A 23,640-nucleotide genomic window follows, 5' to 3' on the forward strand; every position below is an offset into this window, starting at 1 on the left:
AGGGGCAACATGGGCCGAAAAAAGCAGCGCGCGAGCGTGGCTGTTGGTCCGTCTGCCCCGCGCGGGGACGGAAGAGGGTGGCGTCCCCCTGGACGTTTCGGGGGGGCCGCCGCCTTCGTACGTCTGCTGTGCCGTCGGGCCGAGGCTCAGCTGAAGGAGTCGCCGCAGGCGCAGGAGCCGGTGGCGTTGGGGTTGTCGATCGTGAAGCCCTGCTTCTCGATGGTGTCCACGAAGTCGATGGAGGCGCCGCCCAGGTAGGGAGCGCTCATCCGGTCGGTGACGACCTTCACGCCGTCGAAGTCCTTGACGACGTCGCCGTCGAGCGAGCGCTCGTCGAAGAACAGCTGGTAGCGCAGGCCCGAGCAGCCACCGGGCTGCACGGCCACGCGCAGCGCCAGGTCGTCCCGGCCCTCCTGCTCAAGGAGGCCCTTCACCTTGGCCGCGGCGGCGTCCGACAGGAGGATGCCGTCGCTCACGGTGGTGGTCTCGTCCGATACGGACATCTGCTTCTCTCCCGGGTTGTACGGAGACTGCTTGCCGACGGTTGCAACCGGCGGGGCCGCGGATTCATTCCGGGCCGAGTGCTTCGTCCTTGCCCCTTCATGCTCGCACATGGCGGCGGGCGGGACAGCGGGCCGCCGGACGGCGAATGCGTCACATCGACACTATGGCCATCGTCAAACTGACGTGAAGCGGTTATGATAGATAACGTCAAATCGACGAAAAGGATCCCCGGTGCACGCCCCCGAGGCTCCACCGGAGCGGCTTCGCCGCGCATACACAGATGAGAAAGGGTGCGTGTCGTGACCACCGCCCAGTCCCCCGTGGACCGCGTGACCCTCGATGTACAGCCCACCCCCCTCGCCCTGCTGCTGCTCGGCCGCGAAGCCGACCCGCGGAGCGAGCGCGGCGTGGAGTGCCCCGGCGACCTGCCGTCCCCCTCCGACCCGGACCTGGTGGAGCGGGCCCGCGCCGCCAAGGAGAAGCTCGGCGACAAGGTCTTCGTGCTCGGCCACCACTACCAGCGCGACGAGGTCATCCAGTTCGCCGACGTGACCGGCGACTCCTTCAAGCTGGCGCGCGACGCTGCGGCCCGGCCGGACGCCGAGTACATCGTCTTCTGTGGTGTGCACTTCATGGCCGAGTCCGCGGACATCCTGACGACGGACGACCAGAAGGTCGTGCTGCCCGACCTGGCCGCCGGCTGCTCGATGGCCGACATGGCCACCGCCGAGCAGGTCGCCGAGTGCTGGGACGCGCTGACCGAGGCCGGCATAGCCGAGCAGGTCGTCCCCGTCTCGTACATGAACTCCTCCGCCGACATCAAGGCCTTCACCGGCAAGCACGGCGGCACGATCTGTACGTCGTCGAACGCGAAGCGCGCCCTGGAGTGGGCCTTCGACCAGGGCGAGAAGGTGCTCTTCCTGCCCGACCAGCACCTCGGCCGCAACACCGCGGTGCGTGACATGGGGATGTCGCTCGACGACTGCGTGGTCTACAACCCGCACAAGCCGAACGGCGGCCTGAGCATCGAGCAGCTGCGCGACGCGAAGATGATCCTGTGGCGCGGGCACTGCTCGGTGCACGGCCGCTTCTCGCTGGAGTCCGTGGCGGACGTGCGCGCCCGGATCCCCGGCGTCAACGTCCTGGTGCACCCCGAGTGCAAGCACGAGGTCGTCGCGGCGGCCGACCACGTGGGCTCGACCGAGCACATCATCAAGACCCTGGAGGCGGCACCGGCCGGCTCCAAGTGGGCCATCGGCACCGAGCTGAACCTGGTCCGCCGCCTGGCGAATCGTTTCGCCGCCGAGGACAAGGAGGTCGTCTTCCTCGACAAGACGGTCTGCTTCTGCTCGACCATGAACCGGATCGACCTGCCGCACCTGGTCTGGACCCTGGAGTCGCTGGCCGAGGGCAACCTCGTCAACCGGATCGAGGTCGACCGGGAGACCGAGCAGTTCGCCAAGCTGGCGCTGGAGCGGATGCTGGCGCTGCCGTAGCCCTCCCCCGCATGCGTAAGGGGCGTCCGCCATGGCGGACGCCCCTTACTGCGTCTCGGATACGCGCCCCGGGATACGCGCCCCGGATGCTCGCCCCGGGTCAGACCTGGGCCGGCTCCTCGGACGCGGCGCCCTGTGGCGGGACCCCCGCCTTCTTCGCCCGCCTGGCCTCGCGCTTGGCGCGCCGGCGCTCCTTGCGGAGCTCCACCATCGCGTACAGCGTCGGGACCAGCAGGAGGGTCAGCAGCGTCGAGGTGATCAGACCGCCGATCACCACCACCGCGAGCGGCTGGGCGATGAAGCCGCCCTCGCCCGTGACGCCCAGGGCCATCGGGAGCAGGGCGAAGATCGTCGCCAGGGCGGTCATGAGGATCGGGCGCAGCCGGTGCCGGCCGCCCTCGACGACCGCCTCGACCGTGCCGTACCCCTGGGCGCGGTACTGGTTGATCAGGTCGATCAGCACGATCGCGTTGGTGACCACGATGCCGATGAGCATCAGCATGCCGATCATCGCCGGGACGCCCATCGGGGTGCCGGTGGCGAGCAGCAGGCCGATCGCGCCCGTCGCCGCGAACGGGATGGAGACGAGCAGGATCAGCGGCTGCACCAGGGAGCGGAAGGTCGCGACCAGGAGCATGAAGACGATGGCGATCGCCGCCAGCATCGCGAGGCCGAGGGATCCGAACGCCTCGTCCTGGTCCTGCGAGACGCCGCCGATCGACGCCGTGGCGCCGTCGGGCAGCTTCAGCGCGTCGAGCCTCTTGGTGAGGTCGGCGCTGACCGCGCCGGTGTTCTCACCGGTCGGCCTCGCGGTGATCGTCGCGGCACGGGCGCCGTCGATCCGGGTCATGGAGACCGGGCCGTCCACCAGCTCGACGTCGGCGATGTCGCCGAGCCGCACCCCCGGCCGGAGCGGCAGCTCGCGCAGCTCGGCGAGGGTCGTCGCGGGCTTCGCCGACTTGATGACGACATCGCGCTCGGTGTCGTCGAGCGTCGCCTTGCCGCTGGTGGTGCCGCGCACCGCCTGCCCGACGGCCTGGCCGAGGGTGGTGTCGTCGAAACCGGCCGCGGCGGCCTTGGCGTTGGCCCGGACCGAGATCCGCGGGACGCTCTGCGACAGGTCGCTCTGCACGTCGGTGACGTCGTCGAGCTTCGCGACGGCGTCGCGCACCTGGTCGGAGGCCTTGCGCAGCACGTCGCCGTCGCCGGCCTTCACCACGACGCTGAGGTCCTGGTTGCCGAAACCGTCACCGGCGGAGACCGTGGTCTGCCCGATCCCGGAGAGCTTGCGGAGCCCCTCCTCGACCCGGTCTTGCGTCCGGTCGTACGAGGACTTGTCCTTGAGGGTGAGCGTGTACGAGGCCTGGTTGGTGTCCGTGCCGCCGCCGAAGGCGGCCAGGAAACCGGACGAGCCGACCGTGACCTGGTAGTCCTTGATCTCGTCGATGCCGGAGAGCATCTTCTCGATCTTCTTCGCCGAGGCGTCCGACGCCGCCAGGCTGGTGCCGGGCTTCAACTCCTGCTTGATGGTGAGCACTTCCTGCTCGCCCTGGTCGAAGAAGTTGGTCTTCAGCATCGGCGCCATGGCGAAGGTGCCGACCAGGATCACGACCGCGATGCCGAGGCTGGTGAGGCGGCGGCGGGTGGCGAAGCGCAGGACGGGGACGTACATCCGCTGGAGCCTGCTGCGGCTCTCCTTCTCCTCGGCCTTGCGGCGGGCCTCCTCCGGGTCGACGCCCTGGATCGCCTTGGGGGCGCGCAGGAACCAGTACGACAGGACCGGCACGACCGTCAGCGAGACCAGCAGTGAGGCGAGGAGCGCCGCCGTGACGGTCAGCGAGAACGAGCCGAAGAGCTCGCCGACCATGCCGCCGACCAGGCCGATCGGCAGGAAGACCGCCACGGTCGTCAGCGTCGACGAGGTGACGGCGCCGGCGACCTCGCGGACCGCCGTGAGGATGGCCCGCTCGCGCTCCTCGCCGTAGCCGAGGTGGCGCTTGATGTTCTCCAGGACCACGATCGAGTCGTCGACGACGCGGCCGATCGCGATGGTCAGCGCGCCGAGCGTGAGCATGTTGAGCGAGAGGTCGCGGGTCCACAGGACGATCAGGGCGAGCACGACCGAGAGCGGGATGGAGACCGCGGTGACCAGCGTCGAGCGGATCGACGCCAGGAAGACCAGGATGATCACGACGGCGAAGACCAGGCCGAGGGCGCCCTCGGTGGTGAGGCCCTCGATGGACTCGGCGACGGCCGGGCCCTGGTCGCTCGCGACCGTCAGCTCGGATCCGGGGCCGAGGTCCTCTCGCAGCCCGGGGAGCTTGTCCTTGACCGCGTCGGAGATGGCGACGGCGCTGCCGTCCTGGTCCATGGTGATCGCGACGGCGAGGCTGGGCTCGCCGTTGGTGCGGGTGAGGGACGTGGCGGTGGCCGGCTTCTGCGCGACGGTGGCGACGTCGCCGAGGCGTACGGGCTTGCCCGCCCGCTCGCCCGGCGCCGCCTCGGGCGCGACCCGCAGCTCCTCGATCTGCTTCAGCGCGGTGAAGCCGCCGCCGACCTGCACGGTCCGGTTCTTGCCCGCCTCGTCGAAGGAGCCCGCGGGGAGCGTGGCGCCGCCCGCCTGGAGCGCCTTGCCGAGCGCGGCCGGGGTCAGACCGGCCTTGGCCAGCTTCCGGTCGTCGGGGGTGACGTCGACCTGGAGGTCGCGCACGCCGTCCACGGTGACCTGGGAGACGCCGTCGATGTCCTTCAGGGCCGGTACGACGGTGCGGTCGAGGCGGTCGGCGAGGGCCTGCTGGTCCTCGCCGGAGGTGGCGGACAGGACGACGGTCGGGATGTCGTCGGTGGAGCCGGCGACGACCTGCGGGTCGACGTCGTCGGGGAGTTCGGCGCGGGCGCGGTTCACGGCCTGCTGGACGTCGGCGACGAGCTGCTTGGAACCGCTGCCGTAGTCGAAGCGGGCCATGATGACGGCGTTGCCCTCGCTCGCCGTGGCGGTGATGCCGGTGATGCCGTCGACGGCGTCGATGGTGTTCTCGAGCGGTTCGACGACCTGCTTCTCGACGACGTCGGGGGACGCACCCTGGTAGGGCGCGAGGACGGACACCATGGGCAGTTCGATGGAGGGCAGCAGCTGCTGCTTGAGCTGCGGTATCGCGATGGCGCCGAAGACGATCGCGATGACCGACATCAGCCCGACGAGCGCCCGTTGGGCAAGGCTGAACCTGGACAGCCAGGACATGGAGGTCTCTCTCTGTGGCGTGCGCGGGGGGAACGCACGAAGCCGGGCAGGCCGCAGAGGGGGACCCGGAGAATGGGTGCCTGCGGCAAGCTTCGTACGTCCCTCACACCCTCAGCCATGGCCGGGCCCCGGCACCTCGCTCGCAGGACCATTTCTCGCGGGGCGCGTACTGCGGGCGCAGTACACCGCCTCCCGCGTCACTCCACCCGTGGACGTACCAGGCCCGATTCGTACGCGATGACGACGAGTTGGGCCCGGTCGCGGGCGCCGAGCTTCGCCATCGCGCGGTTCACATGGGTCTTCACGGTGAGCGGGCTGACTTCGAGGCGCTCGGCGATCTCGTCGTTGGAGTGGCCGCCCGCGACCTGGACGAGGACCTCGCGTTCGCGGCCGGTGAGCGCGTCGAGGCGCTCGCCGCGCGCCGGCGCGTCGCCGTCCAGTCCGTCGCCCTGAGCGAGGAACTTGGCGATCAGGCCCTTGGTGGCCACCGGCGAGAGCAGCGCCTCGCCGGCCGCGGCGATCCGGATGGCGCCGAGCAGCTCGTCGGGCTCCGCGCCCTTGCCGAGGAACCCGGAGGCGCCCGCGCGCAGCGACTGCACCACGTACTCGTCGACCTCGAACGTCGTCAGCATGACCACCCGTACATGGGCCAGCGCGGGGTCGGCGCTGATCAGGCGGGTGGCGGCGAGGCCGTCGGTGCCGGGCATCCGGATATCCATGAGGACCACGTCCGCCCGTTCCGACGCGGCGAGCGCGACCGCCTCCGCCCCGTCGGACGCCTCGCCGACCACCTCCATGTCGGACTCGGAGTCGACGAGCACCCTGAACGCGCTGCGCAGCAAGGCCTGATCGTCGGCGAGCAGTACGCGGATCGTCACGCGGTCCCTCCCTTTGCCGTGGTGACGGGCAGGATCGCATGGACGCGGAAGCCGCCGCCGTAGCGGGGCCCCGCCGTGCAGCTGCCGCCGAGGGCCGTGGCGCGCTCGCGCATGCCGATGAGGCCGTGGCCGCCGCCGGACTCCCCGTCACCGGCCTCCTCGTCACCGGCCTCCCCCTCGCCCCTTTCGGCCCCGGGGCCGTCGTCTATGACGGTGACCTCCACGTTCGGGCCGACGCGGACGACGCTCACCTCGGCCTTGGCGTCCTGCCCCGCGTGCCGCTGCACATTGGTCAGCGCCTCCTGGATGATCCGGAACGCGGCGAGGTCGACGGCCGCGGCCAGGTCGAGGCCGACCTGGCCGAGGGCCACCTCCACGGGCAGGCCGGCGTTGCGGAACGTCTCGACGAGCTCGTCGAGGCGGTGCAGGCCGGGGGCCGGTTCGGTGGGCGCCTCGGGGTCGCCGCTCTGCCGCAACAGGCCGACGGTGGCGCGCAGTTCGTTGAGCGCGGAGCGGCTGGCGTCGCGTACGTGCGCGAGGGCCTCCTTGGCCTGGTCGGGCCGCCGGTCCATGACGTGGGCGGCGACGCCGGCCTGCACGTTGACCAGGGCGATGTGGTGGGCGACCACGTCGTGCAGGTCGCGGGCGATCCGCAGCCGTTCCTCGGCGACGCGGCGCCGGGCCTCTTCCTCCCGGGTGCGCTCGGCCCGCTCGGCGCGCTCCCGTATGGCGTCCACGAAGGCGCGGCGGCTGCGCACGGCGTCCCCCGCGGCGGCGGCCATGCCGGTCCAGGCGAAGATGCCGAGGTTCTCCTGCGCGTACCAGGGCAGCGGGCCGGAGAGCATCGCGACGCCGGTGAGCCCGGTCATCGTGACCAGGCCGATCCGCCAGGTCGTGGAGCGGTCGGTGCGGGCGGCGACGGTGAACAGCGCGATGACGGCGCACATCACGACGGGCGCGCGGGGCTGGCCGGTCAGCAGCTCGACGAGGGAGGCGGCGCAGGTCGCCGCGAGGACGGACCACGGGGCGCGGCGGCGGAAGACCAGGGCGAGCGCGCCGAGCGCCATCAGGAGCAGGCTCGGGGCGTCGGGGGTGCGGGTGCCCCAGGTGGGGCCGTGCTCGCCGTAGGGCTCCGCGAAGGAGCCGACGACCATGCAGACGAGGACGGCGGTGGCGAGTGCGGCGTCGACCGCGAGCGGATGCGTTCTGGCCCAGCCGCGGCCTCGCACGAGTGTGGTCACTGCTCAACGGTACGGGGGGTTGGCGCGGGCCTGGGACGATACGGGGGTTCTGCTGGGCGGGTACCCCTCCGGGGCGTGGGGGGTTTGTCCCTGCGGGCGCGCTTGGGGTTGCTCGCGCCGTTCCCCGCGCCCCTGAAGGGGTGGGCGGTTGTTGAGGCTTTGGCGCGGGTGGTGGGGGTGTTTGCGCAGTTCCCCGCGCCCCTTGTCGGGGGCGCTCGGTCAGCGATTCACTGCGGGTCGCTTGTGGTTGCTCGCGCCGTTCCCCGCGCCCCTTTGGCGGGGCTTCGGTCGGCGGTTTGCTGCGGGTCGATCGTGGTTGCTCGCGACGTTTACCGCAGCCCTTTGCGGGGGCTCGGTCAGCCGGGGATCAAGCCGTCGTCGCTCAGCATTTCTCTGACCTGGTCCAGGGTCGCCTCGGGGGACGGGAGGATCAGTTCCGAGGGTTCCAGGGCGTCGTCGGGGAGGGGGGAGCCGAGCTCCCGGACCTTGTCCAGGAGGGCGTGGAGCGTGCGGCGGAAGGCGGGCTCGTCGCCCCGCTCCATCTCCGCGAGCAGCTCGTCGTCCAGCTTGTTCAGTTCGGCGAAGTGGCTGTCGGCCAGCTTCACCTGCCCCTCCCCCATGATCCGTACGATCATGTCGCCCTCCTCGGACGTGAGCTACTGCTTGTCGAAGCGCGGGGTGTCCTGCGGCTGCTGCGACTGGGGACGGCCCTGGCCGCCCTCGATCGCCTGCTGGCTGCTGGGGCCTCCGGCGAGCTCCGCCTTCATGCGCTGCAGTTCCAGCTCTACATCAGTACCACCGGAGAGCCGGTCGAGCTCGGTCTGGATGTCGTCCTTGGCGAGCCCGGAGGAGTCGTCGAGGGCACCGGAGGCGAGCAGTTCGTCGATCGCGCCGGCCCGCGCCTGGAGCTGCGCGGTCTTGTCCTCGGCGCGCTGGATCGCCATGCCGACGTCGCCCATCTCCTCGGAGATGCCGGAGAAGGCCTCGCCGATGCGGGTCTGGGCCTGGGCGGCGGTGTAGGTGGCCTTGATGGTCTCCTTCTTCGTACGGAAGGCGTCGACCTTGGCCTGGAGCCGCTGGGCCGCCAGGGTGAGCTTCTCCTCCTCGCCCTGGAGGGTCTGGTGCTGCGTCTCCAGGTCCGTCACCTGCTGCTGGAGCGCGGCACGGCGGGACAGGGCCTCGCGGGCCAGGTCCTCGCGGCCGAGGGCGAGCGCCTTGCGGCCCTGGTCCTCCAGGGTCGAGGACTGCTTCTGGAGCTGGGTCAGCTGCAGTTCCAGGCGCTTGCGGGAGGTCGCCACGTCGGCGACGCCACGGCGCACCTTCTGCAGCAGCTCCAGCTGCTTCTGGTACGAGTAATCGAGGGTTTCGCGCGGGTCCTCGGCCCGGTCAAGGGCCTTGTTCGCCTTCGCGCGGAAGATCATCCCCATACGCTTCATGACACCGCTCATGGGCTTCGCGCGCCCCCTTCTGACGGACTTCCAGCTCCAGGTACTGCTCAGAACCCACAGTACGGGCCCTGCATCCATTACCGCACTGTTCGCGGGCGGATGCGCTCATCCCCAAGGACGACTGCGTCCCGCGCCGCTCCGGCGTAAGGAGTAGGTGCTCCCCCGTGAAGCAGCCCCGAGGCGTCCCGGGCGGCCGGTCCCGGCCCGCCGCATTCCGCCCGCTACGGCCCCTTAGGGACATAAATCAAGACGCCCGGCGTTGCCGGATCGTTCCCCGCCCGGCGGACGGCCATGCGTCCGCACCCCGTACCCTTGGATTTTGTGTTCCGTAGCCGATCCAAGGAAGAGAAGGCCCCGGCCGCGCAGGCGCCGGTGACCGACTCCAAGCAGCCCCGTGACCCGCAGGCCCCGAAGGGCCGCCCCACCCCCAAGCGCGCCATGGCACAGTCCCAGCGCCGCAGCGTGACGAACACGCCGACGACGCGCAAGGAGGCCGCCAAGCGCCAGCGCGACGAGCGCCGGACCCAGATGGCGAAGCAGCGCGAGGCGATGGCCAGCGGTGACGAGCGGTTCCTGCCCGCCCGTGACAAGGGTCCCGTGCGCAAGTTCGCGCGCGACTTCGTGGACTCGCGCTTCTGCATCGCCGAGTACTTCCTGCCGCTCGCGGTGATCATCCTGGTGCTGAGCATCGTCCGGGTGCCGCAGCTGCAGAACATCGCGCTGCTGCTCTGGCTCTTCGTGATCGTCCTGATCATCCTCGACTCGGTCGTCACCGCCTTCCGGCTGAAGAAGCGGCTCGCCGAGCGCTTCCCGGACGACAACCGCAAGGGCGCCGTCTTCTACGCCCTGATGCGCACGCTCCAGATGCGTCGGCTGCGGCTGCCCAAGCCGCAGGTCAAGCGCGGAGAGCGGCCCTGAGCGGATTCACCGGCGGGGCCGGGGCCTGGCTGGAGAAGCTGGGCGGCCTGCGCAACGCCGTGCGCCAGGAGCTGGTGGCCCGCCAGCTCGACGAGCAGATAGTCGCCCGCTTCCCCGTGGGGCAGCGGCTGCGGATACTCGACGTCGGCATGGGCCAGGGCACGCAGGCCCTGCGGCTCGCCCGGGCCGGCCACAAGGTGACCGGCGTCGAGCAGGACCCCGCCATGATCGCCGCCGCGCGCACCTCGCTCGCGGCGGAGCCCGAGGGCATCCAGGGGCGGGTGCGCATCGTCGAGGGCGACGGGCACCAGACCGGGGTCCACTTCCTGCCCGGCAGCTTCGACGTGGTGCTCTGCCACGGCGTCCTGATGTACGTCGAGGACCCCGACGCGCTCCTCGCCGGGCTCGCCCGGATGCTGGCGCCCGGCGGACTCCTGTCGCTGCTCGTGCGCAACGCGGAGGCGCTGGCCATGCGGCCCGGTCTCGCGGGCGACTGGGCGGGGGCGCTCGCCGCCTTCGACTCCGTCACGTACCGCAACCGGCTCGGCATCGACGCCCGCGCGGACCGGCTCGACGCGCTGACCTCCTCCCTGGCGGGGCTCGCGGCGCCGCTCCAGGCCTGGTACGGCGTGCGGGTCTTCACGGACACCGTCCCGGACGGCGCGGCGCTGCCGCCCGAGTGGGAGCTGGAGGCGCTGCTCGCCGCCGAGGAGCGGGCGGGCCGCACGGACCCGTACCGGCGGGTCGCCGCGCTGCTGCACCTGTGCGGGGTGCGGGACTGACGGGTCCCCGCGGGGCTCCGGACTGAGGGGTCCGTGCGGGGGGCGGGTTGGTTTCGGGCCGACGGACCGTGCGGGGTCCGAGCCGACGGATCCGTGCGAGGTTCGGGGCTGGCGCGGGCACCCACCCGTTTACCCCGCAGCACAGGCGCCGGGAACGGACGAAAAGCACACTCGGCGCATGACTGCCTCGCGTACCCGTTCCCGTGCCGTCTCCGCGCCGCTCGCCGCCTCCCTCGCCGCCGTCGCCGCCGCCGCGCTCGTCGGCGGGTGCTCCTCCTCCGGGTCCGGCGACTCGGGCCGGTCGACCACCCGGGCGGCGCCGGCCGCCGCCGGTGACCTGCAGGACGACTACCAGCGGGTGATCAAGGACGTGCTGCCGTCGGTCGTCCAGGTCGACGCCGGCGACAGCCTGGGCTCCGGGGTCGTCTACGACGGCAAGGGGCACATCGTCACCAACGCCCATGTCGTGGGCAAGGAGAAGCGGTTCAAGGTCACCACCGCCACCGGCGAGCAGGCGCTGACCGCCGACCTGGTGGCGAGCTATCCCGAGCAGGACCTCGCGGTCATCAAGCTGGACGACGTGCCGGACGGCCTGAAGGCGGCGGAGTTCGGCGACTCCACCAAGGCCGAGGTCGGCCAGATCGTGCTGGCCATGGGCTCCCCGCTCGGCCTGTCCTCCAGCGTCACCCAGGGCATCGTCTCGGCCACCGGACGCACCGTCAGCGAGGGCCGTACCGGCGGCGGCACCGGGGCCACCATCGCCAACATGGTGCAGACGTCGGCCGCGATCAACCCGGGCAACAGCGGCGGCGCCCTGGTCGACCTGGACGGGAAGGTCATCGGCATCCCCACCCTCGCCGCGAGCGATCCGCAGATGGGGGACAGCGCCGCGCCCGGCATCGGCTTCGCGATCCCGTCGTCGATGGTGAAGACCGTCGCCGACCAGATCATCAAGGACGGCAGGGTCACCGACTCGGGCCGGGCCGCGCTCGGCATCACCGGCCGCACCGTTTTGGACGACGACTACCGGCCCGCGGGCGTGGCCGTGGTCGAGGCCCGGCAGGGCGGCGCGGCGGCCGGGGCTGGGCTGCGGCCCGGCGACATCATCACCCGGCTCGGCGGCAGCGGGATCACCACGATCAACTCGCTCTCGGAGGCACTGGCGGCCGCCGAGCCCGGCCAGAAGACGCAGGTCACGTACGTACGGGACGGGGCCGACAAGAAGGCGGACGTGACCCTCGGCGAGATGTGAGGACCGCGGCGGCGCTCACGTACGGGAGTGCGGGAGGCTGCGCGGGCGTACCGGAAGCTGCGTGGACGTACCGGAAGCTGCGTGTGCGTACCGGAAGCTGCGTGGACGTACCGGAGGCGGTGGCCGCGTCCGGCCACCGCCTCCCGTCGCGCGTACGGCGTGTGCCGCGGGACGTCGCCGCTCACCTCACGCGGAGGCGTCCTCCGTGTCCTGGGCCTCGTCCGCGTGCAGGCTCATCGGACCGTAGATCTTGGTGGTGTCCTCGAAGAGGCTCACCTGGTCGGCGCCGCCCTCGGACAGCTCCTTCCAGTACTCACCGACCCAGGACTCCGCGTCGCCCTGGGTGGTGAACTCCTCGGGCTGCACCGCGGGCTGGACCTCCGTCCCGTCCGCCTTCTCGAACCGCCACGTCCATGCCGCCATGTCAGCCTCCCGAGGGTCCTGTGGCGGTGTCACCACCGCCCCGATCCGCTTGAAGCCTAGCCGGGCGCGCGGCGTCCGACCCGACGCGGGAGGATCTTCGTGTGGAACTGACTCTGCTCGGCACCGGCGCCCCCGGCGGTCTGCCCCTCCCCGACTGTCCCTGCGCGGTCTGCGCGACCGCGCTGGGCGATGCGGCGCGCGCCGCCACCGCGCTCCTCGTGGACGGCGTCCTGCTCCTCGACCTGACCCCCGGCGCCGCCTTCGCGGCCGCCCGCGCCGGGCACTCGCTCGGCGGAGTGCGGCAGGTGCTGCTCTCGCATCCGCACGACGGGCCCGCCGTCGAGGTGCCCGCGGGGCTGCCGCAGCCCGGCCGGGTCGCCGACGGACGCGAGCTCGCGCTGCTCACCGGGCACCGGGTGCGCGCGGTGGCGCTGGACGCGCCCGGCTCCGGGTACGAGGTGACCGGGCCCGACGGGGAGCGGCTGCTGTACCTGCCGCCGGGCGGCGCGCCCGCCGGACTCGGCGAGGGGAACGGCGCCGCGCCGGGCAACGGCAGGGACCGCCCGTACGAGATGGTCGTCGCGGACGTCGTCGGGCGTCCCGACGGGCTCGCCCGGCTCCGCGCGGCGGGGGCCGTCGGGCCGACCACCGACGTGATCGCGGTGCACATCGGCCACGAGGCGCCGCCCGGCGGTGAGCTGACGCGCCGCCTCGCGGCCGCCGGGGCGCGGGCCGTGCCGGACGGGTCGACGCTCGTGGTCGGCGCCTACGAGGACGTCCCCGACGTGCCGCGCCGCACCCTCGTCCTCGGCGGCGCGCGCTCGGGCAAGTCGGTGGAGGCCGAGCGGCGCCTGGAGGCCTTCCCCGAGGTGCTGTACGTGGCCACCGGCGGGACCAGGAGCGGCGACACGGAGTGGGCGCGGCGGGTGAGCGTGCACCGCGAGCGGCGCCCCGGCTCCTGGCGGACCGCCGAGAGCTGCGACCTGGTGCCGCTGCTCGGCGACGACGGGCCGCCGCTGCTCATCGACTGCCTGTCGCTGTGGCTGACCCACGTCATGGACGAGGTGGGTGCGTGGGACGACGCGGAGTGGGCGGGCGGCGGGGAGCGCGCGCTGCGGGAGCGGGTCGCCGGGCTCGCGGAGGCGGTCCGTACGACCCGGCGCACCGTCGTCGCCGTCTCCAACGAGGTCGGCTCCGGCATCGTCCCCGCGACCGCCTCCGGCCGCCGCTACCGCGACGAACTGGGCCGCCTGAACACCGCGTTCGCGAACGAGTGCGAACACGTCCTGCTCGTCGTGGCGGGCCAGGCCCTCACCCTGCGCGGCTGACGTCCGGCCGCGCTCACGGGGCGGCCGGGCCCGTCGGGTCGGGGCCGCGGCGGGCGATGACCCGGTAGGTGTTGCTGAAGCCGGCGCGGGTGAGCAGCGGCGCGAGGACGACGTCCAGTGCGCGGGCGAGCAGCACCGGGGGCAGCGACGCCCACCGCGCGGCGCGGCGCAGCTTGAGCTGGAGCGGGGTCGCGGGTCCGGCGCGCCAGGGCACGTCGGCCGCCGGCATGCGGCCGTTGAGGAAGAGCGCCACCGCCGCGCCGAGGTCGACGGGGGCGTGCGCGGTGCGGCGCTCGACGGATACGACCGTGAAGCCCAGCGTGGTCAGCTCCTGGCGGAGGTTGGCGAGCGGCACGAGGTGCAGCGTGCGCGGCTGGCGGTAGGACGCCCACCACTTGCCGAGCAGCCGGGCGGCGCGGCACTCGGGGTCGGGGGCCTCGATGAGCAGGTGTCCGCCGGGGCGCAGCACGGTCCGCGCGGCGCCGAGCTCCGCGCGCGGATCAGGGCTGCGTTGCAGGGTGTGGAACATGCTCAGCGCGTCGTAGCGGCCCGCGAGCCGCCCGGCGAGCCCGGGCAGGGAGCCGCGGTGACCCTCCTCGATGCGGCCGCGCCGCACGCCGCGTTCGAGGCCGGTGCCGCGGTCGGTGCCGTCGAAGGAGGTGTACGGCAGGACCCGCCTGGCCAGGGCCGGGAAGTGCGCGGCGCCGGTGTCGACGTCCAGCCAGCTCTCGGGCTCGTCGAGGGCGGCGAGCGCCCGGACGGCGGCCAGGCGCCGTTTCGCGGCGGCGCCGGCGCCGAACGGCTTCACCGGCTCGCGGCCGCCGGGCCCGTCGCGGAAGTCCCTGCGGTAGAAGTCCAGGCCCTCGGGGGTCAGCCGGGGGTTCTGGAAGCAGTGGGCGCAGTCGCCGCACCGGTCCAGCGTGAAGCTGCCGGGCTTGTGCTGCACCAGGTCGGTGGTGCGCAGCCGCACCCGCAGCCGTTCGGAGCCGCACCAGGGGCAGTCGGTGCGGCGGGGTTCGTGGAACCGCTCGGTGCCCCGGGCGAGTTCGGCGAGGTAGGCGGGACGCCGGGCGGCGACCTGCTGGGCGGCATCCGTGGTCATGGGCGTACTCCCGGGGTCGGAGGAGTGGGACGGAGACAGGGTCCGGGCGGGACTGGGACGGGGCGCAGGAGGACGGAGGGCAGGGGGACAGAATCCGTGGTTCCCGCCGATGCCTCACGTGATATGACAAGCCGACACAAACGGGAACGTAAAGGATCATTCCCGCGTCGGGCGTCACGCCATGCACGCGATTCCTCACGCGACGCGACCGGCGGACGCGGCGGCCTGACCGGCCGTCAGGTGCGGGTCGGTGCGCCCGCAGGACCGTTCGAGCGATGCCGCCGCCGCTCCCGGTACTGTTCGGCGAATGAGCTCGCTGAATCTCGACGACTTCACCGACCTGATCGAGCGGCCCGACGGCGGGGTGCGCCGCGACGCCGAGGAACGCAGGGCGCGGCAGACCCTGCCGCCCGGCGCCCTCGGCCGCCTCGACGAACTCGGCGAGTGGCTCTCGGCGGCCCAGTCCTCGGTGCCGGTGCGGCCGGTCGAGCGGCCGCGCGTGGTGCTCTTCGCGGGTGATCACGGCATCGCCGCGCAGGGCGTCTCGGCGCGTCCCGCGGGCGGCGCCGCGGATCTCGTACGGGCCGTACTGGCCGGCGAGAGCCCCGTGGCCGTCCTCGCGCGCCGCCTCGACGTGCCCGTGCGGGTCGTCGACATGGCCCTCGACTGCGACCCGGCCGATCTGCCCGCCGAGGTGGCGGGGCACCGGGTGCGGCGCGGCTCGGGACGCATCGACATCGAGGACGCGCTGACGGCCGAGGAGGCCGAGCAGGCGCTGCGCGCGGGCATGGCGGTCGCCGACGAGGAGGCCGACTCGGGCACCGACGTGGTCGTGCTCGGCGATGTCAGCGTGGGCGGCACGACGGCCGCCGCGACGCTGGTCGCCGCGTTGTGCGGGACCGACGCGTCCGTGGTGACCGGGCGGGGCGGCGAGCCCGTCGACGACCTGGCGTGGATGCGCAAGTGCGCGGCGGTACGGGACGCGCTGCGGCGGGCCCGGCCGGTCCTCGGCGACCAGCTGGAGCTCCTCGCGGCGGTGGGCGGCGCCGATCTGGCCGCGATGACGGGCTTCCTGCTGCAGTGCGCGGTGCGGCGCACGCCGGTGATCCTGGACGGCGTGGTGGCGTCGGCGGCCGCGCTGGTGGCCCAGCGGGTGGCGTTCCGCGCGCCGGACTGGTGGCTGGCCGGCCACGACAGCGGGGAGCCCGCGCAGGCCAAGGCCCTGGACCGGATGGCGCTCGACCCGCTGCTCGCGCACGGCGTGAAGGTCGGCGAGGGGGCGGGCGGGCTGCTGGCGCTGCCGCTGGTACGGGCCGCCGCCGCGCTCTGGGCGGAGCTGCCGGAGCGGGATCCCGCGGCACCGGAGACGGAGCCCGCGAAGACGCCGGAGACGGAGCCCGCAGAGACGGCCCCCACGGCGACGGAATCCGCCGTACCGGAATCTTCGGTACCGTCTACCGAGTAGACACCCTGCGCCGCGGCCCCGACTGACGCCTCATCAACAGGGCCCCGCACCGGGGGTTGTACCCCTCGTGCCCATATGATCCCTTTTCATGGGAGATGAGCAGGTCGTCGCCGCGCGACAGAAGAAACCGACCGTCCTACAACGCCGCGCCGCGGGGTTCGCGGTCTGGTATCTGCGGGCCGTCACGTTCATCAACTTCCTGAGCGCGGTGTGGGTCTCGCTCGGACAGGACCTGCGCCAGCACAACACGGAGGACTACTTCACCCCGTACCTGCTGACGGCAGGCTTCGCCTCGGGGGCCTTCACGCTCTTCCTGGCGATCACCATGCGGCGCCGCAAGCGCGCCGCGTGGATCCTCAACACCGTGCTCGGCGGCCTCTTCCTGCTGCTCTTCGCCTTCGCGATGGTCTTCCCCGAGGTCCGCCGGTACGCGCAGAACTGGATCTCCCTCGTGCTGACCGCCGCGTTCGTCGCGGCGCTGGTCGTCGGGCGCCGCGAGTTCTACGCCAAGGGCGACCGCTCCAACCCGAAGCTGGCGTCGGCCGTCGCGGCCGGCGGTCTCCTGGTGACCTCGCTGATCGCCGCGCTGCTCGTCACCGTCACCAACCGCGCCCACGACGACTACCGCTCGACCTTCCTGGACCGCTGGCGCTACGGCACCATGCGCCTGGTCTCGCTGGCCGCCGACGACAAGCGCTTCGAGGGCATCACCACGCCCGGCTGGGTCAACGTCGCCATCAACATCCTGAGCGCGCTGCTGCTCTGCGCGGTCCTGTACGCCGCCTTCCGCTCCCGCCGCGTCGTCGACCCGCTCACCGAGGGGGACGAGGAGCGGCTGCGCGCGCTGCTCGACCGGCACGGCGACCGCGACTCGCTCGGCTACTTCTCGCTGCGCCGCGAGAAGAGCGTCGTGTGGTCGCCGACCGGCAAGGCCGCCGTGGCCTACCGCGTCGTCGGCGGCGTCTCGCTGGCCTCCGGCGACCCCATCGGCGACCCGGAGGCCTGGCCCGGCGCGATCGAGCCCTGGCTGGCCGAGGCCCGCGAGCACGGCTGGATCCCGGCCGTGATGGGCGCGAGCGAGGAGGCGGGGACGGTCTACGCCCGGCACGGCCTGGACGCGCTGGAGCTGGGCGACGAGGCCATCGTGGAGATCGGCGAGTTCACCCTGGAGGGGCGGGCCATGCGCACCGTCCGGCAGGCGTACAACCGCGTGAAGCGGGCCGGCTACACCGTCCGCATCCGCCGCCACGAGGACATCCCCGCCGACGAGATGGCGACCCTCCTGGAGCGCGCCGACGACTGGCGCGACGGGGCCACCGAACGCGGCTTCTCCATGGCGCTCGGCCGGCTCGGCGACCCGGGCGACGGGCGGTGCGTGATGCTCGAATGCACCGACGGGGACGGGCGGTTGCGGGCCGTGCTCTCCTTCGTGCCGTGGGGGCCACGGGGGCTCTCCCTCGACCTGATGCGGCGTGACCGCGACTCCGAGAACGGCCTGATGGAGTTCATGGTCATCGAACTCCTGCAGCGCGCACCCGAGATCGGGATCACGCAGGTCTCACTCAACTTCGCGATGTTCAGGTCGGTCTTCGAGCGTGGCTCACGGCTCGGCGCGGGCCCGGTCCTGCGCCTGTGGCGGTCGCTGCTCAGCTTCTTCTCGCGGTGGTGGCAGATCGAGTCCCTCTACCGGGCCAACGCCAAGTACCGGCCCATCTGGGAGCCCCGCTTCCTCCTCTTCGAAAAGAGCGGCGATCTGCCGCGCATCGGCATCGCGTCCGCCCGCGCGGAGGGCTTCCTCGAAGCGCCGGGTCTGCCGAAGTGGCTGCACCGCAAACACCTGGAGTCGAGACGATGAGACCGCCGGCCCGCTACGCCCGCGCCGAGTGGGGGTCACTCTTCTCCACCGTGCGCGGGGCGCTCGTCGCCCGACGATGGCGGGCCGTCCCCATGACGCTGGCCGCGGTCTGTCTCACCGCGCTCTGCCAGTACGTGCAGAACCAGCCCTGGGGCTATCAGTTCGTCCAGAACACCGGCTGCGTGCGCGCCGAGGCCCCCCTCTGGCTCGCCCTGCTGCGCACCCCCCTCTCCCTCTTCGTGCCCGCCCTCGACCTGCCGGTGTGGGGCGCGCTCGCGCAGATCCTGCTGGTCTTCGGCATCGCGGAGATCTGCCTGGGCCGGTGGCGCACGCTCCTCGTGGCGTACGCGGCCACGCTCGCCGGCACCCTCTACGCGCGCGTGGGCATCGCCCTTGGCCCCGGCCACCCGCTCGGCCTGCCCGCCTCCGACGCGCAGGTCGTCGACACCGGACCGTCGGCCGCGGTGGTGGGCCTCGCCGTCTACGTGTGCTGGCTGCACCGGGCGTACGTCACCGCCGCCCTGGTGAGCGCCCTGATGGTCGTCGAGGTGATCGTCAAGAACAACCTCGCGGGCAAGGAGCATCTGGCGGCCATCCTCGTCGCGCTCGCGGTGTGCGTGGTCACCGCGGTGCGTCAGCGGCGCGGCGGCACCCGCTCGGACCCCGGCTCCGACGGGTCGGAGGGGTCGGGCCCCGGCGGCCCGGAACGCCCCGGTCCCGGCCGCGGATCCGGCACGAAGCCGCCGATCCAGTCCTGAATCCTGCGGCGCGGTCCCGACCAGCGCCGGTCGTGCCGGAAGGCCCGCAGCCCCGCCCGCGCGCGGGCCCGGGGCCGCCTGCGGTAGAACCGCCGGGCCCACGCCGAGCCGGGCCGGGCCAGCCGGATCGCGCCGACCAGCGCGACGAACGGCACCACCGTGCCGATCAGGGCGGTGCGCAGCTTCCCCTTGACCAGCGCGATCAGCGCGAACCCGCAGTTGACGCCGATGTTCAGCGCGACCGCCGCGCGGTTCTGCCGCTCGCCGGGCGTCAGGTCGTCGACGCCGAGCGGGGTGAAACCGGTGAGGATCAGCATCACCAGGGCGGCCGTGAGCATCACGACCTCCACACTCTTGCGGCCCTGCTCGCTCCAGTAGACGTCGTCGAGGTGGAGGATCAGCGCGAACTCGTCGAGCACCAGGCCCGCGCCGACCCCGAAGATGACCGCGGCGTACAGCGGCCCCACCCCGTGCCGCCCGGCGGCCACCGCCCAGAACCCGCCGACCAGCATCAGGAAGATCCCCGGCACGACGTGGTGGATGTGCACATCACCGGTGCTGATGTTGCGGAACGGCCCGCGGCCCGCCCGGATCAGCCGGGTGATGGTCCGGGTGACCAGGAACGACCCGACGAAGGAGAGCAGCGCGAGCAGCAGCGGCAGCTTCCCCGGCTCGACGATGTTCCGGTACCACCAGTCGTCCATGCGCCCATCCTCCGTCCGCGAAGAGTGATCCGCAGAGCGGGAGGTTCCCCCGGGGTAGCCTTCCGCGGTGTCCAGAACCTCCCCCGCCGACGGCATACGTTTCGCCTTCGGCACCCTCACCGCGCTCCCCGTCCGGGTCACCCGCTGGGACCGCGAGGCCGCGCGCGGCGGCATGCGCTGCGCCCCCCTCGCCGGCCTGGTGACCGGCCTGTGCGCGGCGGCCGCGGGCGGCGCCCTGACGCTGCTCGGCGCGGGCCCGCTGCTCGCCGCCGTCGCGACCGCCGCCGCGCCCGCCGCCCTCACCCGGGGCCTGCACCTGGACGGCCTCGCCGACACCGCCGACGGCCTGGGCAGCGCCAAGCCCGCCGAGGACGCGCTGCGCATCATGAAGCAGTCCGACATCGGCCCCTTCGGCGTCATCACGCTGCTCTTCGTCCTGCTCGCGCAGGTCGCCGTGTTCTTCCAGCTGTACGAGGCCTCGTGGGCGCGCGGCGCGCTCGCCGCCGTCGTCTCGGCGACCGCCGCGCGCCTCGCCCTCACGCTGGCCGCCCGCGACGGCGTGCCCCCGGCCCGCCCCGAGGGGCTCGGCGCCGCCGTCGCCGGGGTCGTCCCGCGCGGCCACGCGCTCGCCGTCGCCGCGGCCGTGGTGATCGCCGCGGCCGCCGCGGGCGCGCCGCTCGGCGCGGACGACGCCGTGCGGTCCGCGGCCTCCGTCGTCCTCGCCCTGGGCGCCGCGGAGTTGCTGCTTCGGCACTGCGTACGACGGTTCGGCGGGGTCACCGGAGACGTCTTCGGCGGGCTCGCGGAGACGGCGGCGACCACCGCGCTCGTGGTGCTCGCGCTCGGCTGACCGCCGGCTCCGCGCGGGCCCGGCACGGCCGTCACCGCGCCCGACACACACAGTGAGGCGCACCGCAGCGCTCACGGGCGTAGGCTCGCGACGGGCTCACCACCCCGACAGCCCGCCGAAACTCACTGAAAGAGGACCTCACCACCGTGACTGCTCTGACTCTCAGCACCGCCGCCGCGACCGGCCTGCGTGCCGACGCGATCGTCGTCGGTGTCGCGAAGGGCGCTGGATCCAAGGGAGGCCTGGTCGTCGCCCCCGGCGCCGAGGCCGTGGACAAGGCGTACGACGGCAAGCTCGCGTCCGTCCTGGAGACCCTCGGCGCCTCGGGCGGCGAGGGTGAGGTGACGAAGCTTCCCGCACCGTCCGGCTTCAAGGCGCCGGTGGTCGTCGCGATCGGTCTCGGCGGGGTCCCGGAGAAGGACGAGACGTACGGCACCGACGCGCTGCGCCGCGCCGCGGGTGCCGCCGCGCGCGCCCTCACCGGCTCCAAGAAGGCCGCGTTCGCCCTGCCCGTCGAGGACGCCGAGGACCTGGGCGCCATCGCCGAGGGCGCGCTGCTCGGCGCGTACTCCTTCGACGCCTACAAGGACCAGGGCGACGCCAAGTCCGCGAAGAAGAACGGCAAGGAGGCCAAGGCGCCGCTCGCCGAGGTCGCCCTGCTCGGCGGCAAGCCCCGCGACAAGGCGTACAAGGCCGCCGTCGAGCGCGCCACCGCCGTCGCCGAGGAGCTCAACCGCGCCCGCGACCTGGTCAACACCCCGCCGAACGACCTCAGCCCCGAGGCCTTCGCCGCCGTCGCCCAGGCCGCGGCCAAGGAGCACGGCATCAAGGTGCAGGTCCTCGACGAGAAGGCGCTCACCAAGGGCGGCTACGGCGGCATCCTCGGCGTCGGCGCCGGCTCGGACGCCCCGCCGCGCCTGGTGAAGCTCTCGTACACGAGCTCCAAGGCGAAGAAGCACCTCGCCTTCGTCGGCAAGGGCATCACCTACGACTCGGGCGGCATCTCGCTGAAGCCCGCCGGTCACAACGAGACCATGAAGTGCGACATGGCCGGCGCCGCCGCCGTCTTCGCCGCCGTCGTGGCCGCCGCCCGTCTGGGCCTGGAGGTGAACGTCACCGGCTGGCTGGCGCTCGCCGAGAACATGCCGTCCGGCTCCGCGACCCGCCCCGGCGACGTCCTGCGGATGTACAGCGGCAAGACCGTCGAGGTCCTGAACACCGACGCCGAGGGCCGCCTGGTCCTGGCCGACGCCATCGCCAAGGCCTCCGAGGAGACCCCCGACGCGATCGTCGACGTGGCGACGCTGACCGGCGCCATGATGATGGCCCTCGGCAGCCGCACCTTCGGCATCATGTCCAACGACGAGGCCTTCCGCACCTCCGTCCACGAGATCGCCGAGGAGGTCGGCGAGCCGTCCTGGCCGATGCCGCTCCCGGCCGACCTGCGCAAGGGCATGGACTCCCCCACCGCCGACATCGCCAACATGGGCGAGCGCATGGGCGGCGGCCTGGTGGCCGGTCTGTTCCTGAAGGAGTTCGTGGGCGAGGGCATCACCTGGGCCCACCTGGACATCGCGGGCCCGGCCTTCCACGAGGGCGCCCCCTACGGCTACATCCCCAAGGGCGGCACCGGTACCGCGGTCCGCACCCTGGTGCGGCTCGCCGAGCACACCGCCGCGGGCGATCTGGGCTGATCAGCCGATCCGAGCCCGTCGGGCGGGGCCGCGGACGCTGCGCGCGTCCGGGGCCCCGCCCGATTTCGCCCTCGACGAAATCCGTACGTTCGTACGGGGCCCAAACCCGTCGGGACGGTGGATCGGACGTCCCACAGCCCGGCCCGGCGTCCCGTCTCCCGCCGACAAGTGCGAAGATGGGTTCTCGGCAGGACAGGGCCCCCACCACAGGGCCGAAAAAAGAGCGGCCGAATACCAGCCGACCGACCGGTCGTCCCCCGAGAACAGGGGTCCGGCGTACGGCGCACATGCATGGAGGACGTGACGTGGCGAACGACGCCAGCACTGTTTTCGACCTAGTGATCCTCGGCGGCGGCAGCGGCGGTTACGCCGCGGCGCTGCGCGGAGCGCAGCTGGGCCTGGACGTCGCACTGATCGAGAAGAACAAGCTCGGCGGCACCTGCCTGCACAACGGCTGCATCCCCACGAAGGCGCTGCTGCACGCCGGCGAGATCGCCGACCAGGCGCGTGAGGCCGACCAGTTCGGCGTGAAGGCCACCTTCGAGGGCATCGACATGGCGGCCGTCCACAAGTACAAGGACGACGTGATCTCGGGCCTCTACAAGGGCCTGCAGGGTCTCGTGGCCTCCCGCAAGGTGACGTACATCGAGGGTGAGGGCAAGCTCTCCTCGCCGACCTCCGTGGACGTGGGCGGTCAGCGCGTCCAGGGCCGCCACGTCCTCCTGGCGACCGGCTCCGTGCCGAAGTCGCTGCCGGGCCTGGAGATCGACGGCAACCGCATCATCTCCTCGGACCACGGCCTGACCCTGGACCGCGTGCCGAAGTCCGCGATCATCCTGGGCGGCGGCGTCATCGGCGTCGAGTTCGCCTCCGCGTGGAAGTCCTTCGGCGCCGACGTCACCGTCATCGAGGGCCTCAAGCACCTCGTCCCGGTCGAGGACGAGAACAGCTCCAAGCTTCTTGAGCGCGCGTTCCGCAAGCGCGGCATCAAGTTCAACCTCGGCACGTTCTTCGAGAAGGCCGAGTACACGCAGGACGGCGTCCGCGTGACCCTCGCCGACGGCAAGACCTTCGAGGCCGAGGTCCTCCTGGTCGCCATCGGCCGCGGCCCGGTCTCGCAGGGCCTCGGGTACGAGGAGCAGGGCATCGCGATGGACCGCGGTTACGTCCTCGTCGACGAGTACATGCAGACCAACGTCCCGACCGTCTCGGCCGTGGGCGACCTGGTGCCGACCCTCCAGCTCGCGCACGTCGGCTTCGCCGAGGGCATGCTGGTGGCGGAGCGCCTGGCCGGTCTCAAGCCGGTGCCGGTCGACTACGACGGCGTGCCCCGGGTGACGTACTGCCACCCCGAGGTCGCCTCCGTGGGCATCACCGAGGCCAAGGCCAAGGAGATCTACGGCGCGGACAAGGTCGTCGCCCTCAAGTACAACCTCGCGGGCAACGGCAAGAGCAAGATCCTCAAGACCGCGGGCGAGATCAAGCTCGTCCAGGTCAAGGACGGTGCCGTGGTGGGCGTCCACATGGTGGGCGACCGCATGGGCGAGCAGGTCGGCGAGGCCCAGCTGATCTACAACTGGGAGGCGCTGCCGGCCGAGGTCGCCCAGCTCATCCACGCCCACCCGACGCAGAACGAGGCGCTCGGCGAGGCCCACCTCGCCCTGGCGGGCAAGCCGCTGCACTCCCACGACTGACCTTCAG

19 protein-coding genes and 1 pseudogene are annotated in these 23,640 nt (G+C 72.6%); 11 read left to right on the top strand and 9 right to left on the bottom strand.

Annotation, left to right across the window (positions count from 1 at the left end; translation table 11 throughout):
- Positions 1-146: 146 nt before the first annotated feature.
- A complete protein-coding gene (locus ACZ6B8_RS00005) occupies positions 147-503 on the bottom strand; it encodes a HesB/IscA family protein (RefSeq protein WP_030933606.1) in 357 nt (118 codons plus the stop codon).
- 291 nt (positions 504-794) lie between these two features.
- On the opposite strand from ACZ6B8_RS00005, the gene nadA reads away from it, so the two are divergent.
- Complete coding sequence (gene nadA, locus ACZ6B8_RS00010; protein WP_471605787.1) at positions 795-2,000, top strand: quinolinate synthase NadA; 1,206 nt, start codon at positions 795-797, stop codon at positions 1,998-2,000.
- A 100-nt stretch (positions 2,001-2,100) separates the two neighbouring features.
- Here the strand turns inward: nadA and ACZ6B8_RS00015 are convergent, their stop codons facing one another.
- The 5 genes from ACZ6B8_RS00015 to ACZ6B8_RS00035 all read right to left on the bottom strand — a co-directional run bounded on the left by ACZ6B8_RS00015 (position 2,101) and on the right by ACZ6B8_RS00035 (position 8,808).
- Positions 2,101-5,241 carry an efflux RND transporter permease subunit gene (locus ACZ6B8_RS00015; RefSeq protein ID WP_471605788.1) on the bottom strand — a complete coding sequence of 1,047 codons (3,141 nt, stop codon included), beginning with the start codon at positions 5,239-5,241 and terminating at the stop codon, positions 2,101-2,103.
- 197 nt (positions 5,242-5,438) lie between these two features.
- Positions 5,439-6,119 carry a response regulator gene (locus ACZ6B8_RS00020; protein WP_471075242.1) on the bottom strand — a complete coding sequence of 227 codons (681 nt, stop codon included), beginning with the start codon at positions 6,117-6,119 and terminating at the stop codon, positions 5,439-5,441.
- Positions 6,116-7,360: a sensor histidine kinase gene (locus ACZ6B8_RS00025; protein WP_471605789.1), complete on the bottom strand. Its 1,245-nt coding sequence runs from the start codon at positions 7,358-7,360 to the stop codon at positions 6,116-6,118. Before ACZ6B8_RS00025 ends, ACZ6B8_RS00020 begins: the two co-directional genes overlap by 4 nt.
- Before the next feature lie 356 nt (positions 7,361-7,716).
- Positions 7,717-7,995 (bottom strand): PspA-associated protein PspAA, encoded by a 279-nt coding sequence (gene pspAA / locus ACZ6B8_RS00030; protein ID WP_471605790.1) that lies wholly within the window; start codon positions 7,993-7,995, stop codon positions 7,717-7,719.
- 21 nt (positions 7,996-8,016) lie between these two features.
- Positions 8,017-8,808: a PspA/IM30 family protein gene (locus tag ACZ6B8_RS00035; protein WP_355813762.1), complete on the bottom strand. Its 792-nt coding sequence runs from the start codon at positions 8,806-8,808 to the stop codon at positions 8,017-8,019.
- A gap of 291 nt (positions 8,809-9,099) precedes the next feature.
- Here ACZ6B8_RS00035 and ACZ6B8_RS00040 point away from each other — a divergent pair, with 291 nt between their 5' ends.
- The 3 genes from ACZ6B8_RS00040 to ACZ6B8_RS00050 all read left to right on the top strand — a co-directional run bounded on the left by ACZ6B8_RS00040 (position 9,100) and on the right by ACZ6B8_RS00050 (position 11,760).
- The gene (locus ACZ6B8_RS00040; protein ID WP_471075233.1) at positions 9,100-9,726 is read left to right on the top strand and encodes a DUF3043 domain-containing protein; all 627 of its coding nucleotides are present in this window, start codon (positions 9,100-9,102) and stop codon (positions 9,724-9,726) included.
- A 74-nt stretch (positions 9,727-9,800) separates the two neighbouring features.
- A complete protein-coding gene (locus ACZ6B8_RS00045) occupies positions 9,801-10,508 on the top strand; it encodes a class I SAM-dependent methyltransferase (RefSeq protein WP_471076468.1) in 708 nt (235 codons plus the stop codon).
- 178 nt (positions 10,509-10,686) lie between these two features.
- Positions 10,687-11,760 carry a S1C family serine protease gene (locus tag ACZ6B8_RS00050; RefSeq protein ID WP_471075229.1) on the top strand — a complete coding sequence of 358 codons (1,074 nt, stop codon included), beginning with the start codon at positions 10,687-10,689 and terminating at the stop codon, positions 11,758-11,760.
- Positions 11,761-11,946: 186 nt separating this feature from the next.
- Here the strand turns inward: ACZ6B8_RS00050 and ACZ6B8_RS00055 are convergent, their stop codons facing one another.
- Entirely contained in the window at positions 11,947-12,183 is a 237-nt protein-coding gene (locus tag ACZ6B8_RS00055; RefSeq protein ID WP_471075225.1) for a hypothetical protein, read from the bottom strand.
- 101 nt (positions 12,184-12,284) lie between these two features.
- Between ACZ6B8_RS00055 and ACZ6B8_RS00060 the strand changes: the two genes are divergently transcribed.
- Positions 12,285-13,511: a bifunctional adenosylcobinamide kinase/adenosylcobinamide-phosphate guanylyltransferase gene (locus ACZ6B8_RS00060; RefSeq protein WP_471605791.1), complete on the top strand. Its 1,227-nt coding sequence runs from the start codon at positions 12,285-12,287 to the stop codon at positions 13,509-13,511.
- Positions 13,512-13,524: 13 nt separating this feature from the next.
- On the opposite strand, the gene ACZ6B8_RS00065 is transcribed toward ACZ6B8_RS00060, so the two are convergent.
- Positions 13,525-14,613, bottom strand: coding sequence for a class I SAM-dependent methyltransferase (locus ACZ6B8_RS00065; RefSeq protein WP_471605792.1), 1,089 nt, complete (start codon positions 14,611-14,613; stop codon positions 13,525-13,527).
- A gap of 307 nt (positions 14,614-14,920) precedes the next feature.
- On the opposite strand from ACZ6B8_RS00065, the gene cobT reads away from it, so the two are divergent.
- From cobT to ACZ6B8_RS00080, 3 genes are all read left to right on the top strand, one after another.
- Positions 14,921-16,078, top strand: coding sequence for a nicotinate-nucleotide--dimethylbenzimidazole phosphoribosyltransferase (gene cobT, locus ACZ6B8_RS00070; RefSeq protein WP_471605793.1), 1,158 nt, complete (start codon positions 14,921-14,923; stop codon positions 16,076-16,078).
- 88 nt (positions 16,079-16,166) lie between these two features.
- Positions 16,167-17,933, top strand: coding sequence for a phosphatidylglycerol lysyltransferase domain-containing protein (locus ACZ6B8_RS00075; protein WP_471605794.1), 1,767 nt, complete (start codon positions 16,167-16,169; stop codon positions 17,931-17,933).
- A complete protein-coding gene (locus ACZ6B8_RS00080) occupies positions 17,930-18,691 on the top strand; it encodes a hypothetical protein (protein WP_471605795.1) in 762 nt (253 codons plus the stop codon). Before ACZ6B8_RS00075 ends, ACZ6B8_RS00080 begins: the two co-directional genes overlap by 4 nt.
- On the opposite strand, the pseudogene ACZ6B8_RS00085 reads toward ACZ6B8_RS00080, so the two are convergent.
- Positions 18,652-19,395: pseudogene (locus ACZ6B8_RS00085) on the bottom strand (hypothetical protein); the annotation flags it as partial. The gene ACZ6B8_RS00080 and the pseudogene ACZ6B8_RS00085 sit on opposite strands and share 40 nt — an antisense overlap.
- Positions 19,396-19,462: 67 nt before the next feature.
- On the opposite strand from ACZ6B8_RS00085, the gene ACZ6B8_RS00090 reads away from it, so the two are divergent.
- The 3 genes from ACZ6B8_RS00090 (at position 19,463) to lpdA (ending at position 23,633) form a co-directional block, all read left to right on the top strand.
- Positions 19,463-20,245: an adenosylcobinamide-GDP ribazoletransferase gene (locus ACZ6B8_RS00090; protein ID WP_471605796.1), complete on the top strand. Its 783-nt coding sequence runs from the start codon at positions 19,463-19,465 to the stop codon at positions 20,243-20,245.
- 146 nt (positions 20,246-20,391) lie between these two features.
- Positions 20,392-21,939 carry a leucyl aminopeptidase gene (locus tag ACZ6B8_RS00095; protein WP_471075204.1) on the top strand — a complete coding sequence of 516 codons (1,548 nt, stop codon included), beginning with the start codon at positions 20,392-20,394 and terminating at the stop codon, positions 21,937-21,939.
- Positions 21,940-22,244: 305 nt separating this feature from the next.
- The gene (lpdA, locus tag ACZ6B8_RS00100) at positions 22,245-23,633 is read left to right on the top strand and encodes a dihydrolipoyl dehydrogenase (RefSeq protein ID WP_471605797.1); all 1,389 of its coding nucleotides are present in this window, start codon (positions 22,245-22,247) and stop codon (positions 23,631-23,633) included.
- Positions 23,634-23,640 lie beyond the last annotated feature (7 nt).

The sequence above is a fragment of the Streptomyces sp. NPDC041122 genome (assembly GCF_055592445.1).

Excerpts from the sequence above, each read along its gene's own strand:
- ACZ6B8_RS00005 (WP_030933606.1), bottom strand. The coding sequence starts at position 503 with ATGTCCGTATCGGACGAGACCACCACCGTGAGCGACGGCATCCTCCTG.
- ACZ6B8_RS00015 (WP_471605788.1), bottom strand. The coding sequence starts at position 5,241 with ATGTCCTGGCTGTCCAGGTTCAGCCTTGCCCAACGGGCGCTCGTCGGG.
- pspAA (WP_471605790.1), bottom strand. The coding sequence starts at position 7,995 with ATGATCGTACGGATCATGGGGGAGGGGCAGGTGAAGCTGGCCGACAGC.
- ACZ6B8_RS00035 (WP_355813762.1), bottom strand. The coding sequence starts at position 8,808 with ATGAGCGGTGTCATGAAGCGTATGGGGATGATCTTCCGCGCGAAGGCG.
- ACZ6B8_RS00040 (WP_471075233.1), top strand. The coding sequence starts at position 9,100 with ATGCGTCCGCACCCCGTACCCTTGGATTTTGTGTTCCGTAGCCGATCC.
- ACZ6B8_RS00050 (WP_471075229.1), top strand. The coding sequence starts at position 10,687 with ATGACTGCCTCGCGTACCCGTTCCCGTGCCGTCTCCGCGCCGCTCGCC.
- ACZ6B8_RS00055 (WP_471075225.1), bottom strand. The coding sequence starts at position 12,183 with ATGGCGGCATGGACGTGGCGGTTCGAGAAGGCGGACGGGACGGAGGTC.
- ACZ6B8_RS00065 (WP_471605792.1), bottom strand. The coding sequence starts at position 14,613 with ATGACCACGGATGCCGCCCAGCAGGTCGCCGCCCGGCGTCCCGCCTAC.
- cobT (WP_471605793.1), top strand. The coding sequence starts at position 14,921 with ATGAGCTCGCTGAATCTCGACGACTTCACCGACCTGATCGAGCGGCCC.
- ACZ6B8_RS00075 (WP_471605794.1), top strand. The coding sequence starts at position 16,167 with ATGGGAGATGAGCAGGTCGTCGCCGCGCGACAGAAGAAACCGACCGTC.
- ACZ6B8_RS00080 (WP_471605795.1), top strand. The coding sequence starts at position 17,930 with ATGAGACCGCCGGCCCGCTACGCCCGCGCCGAGTGGGGGTCACTCTTC.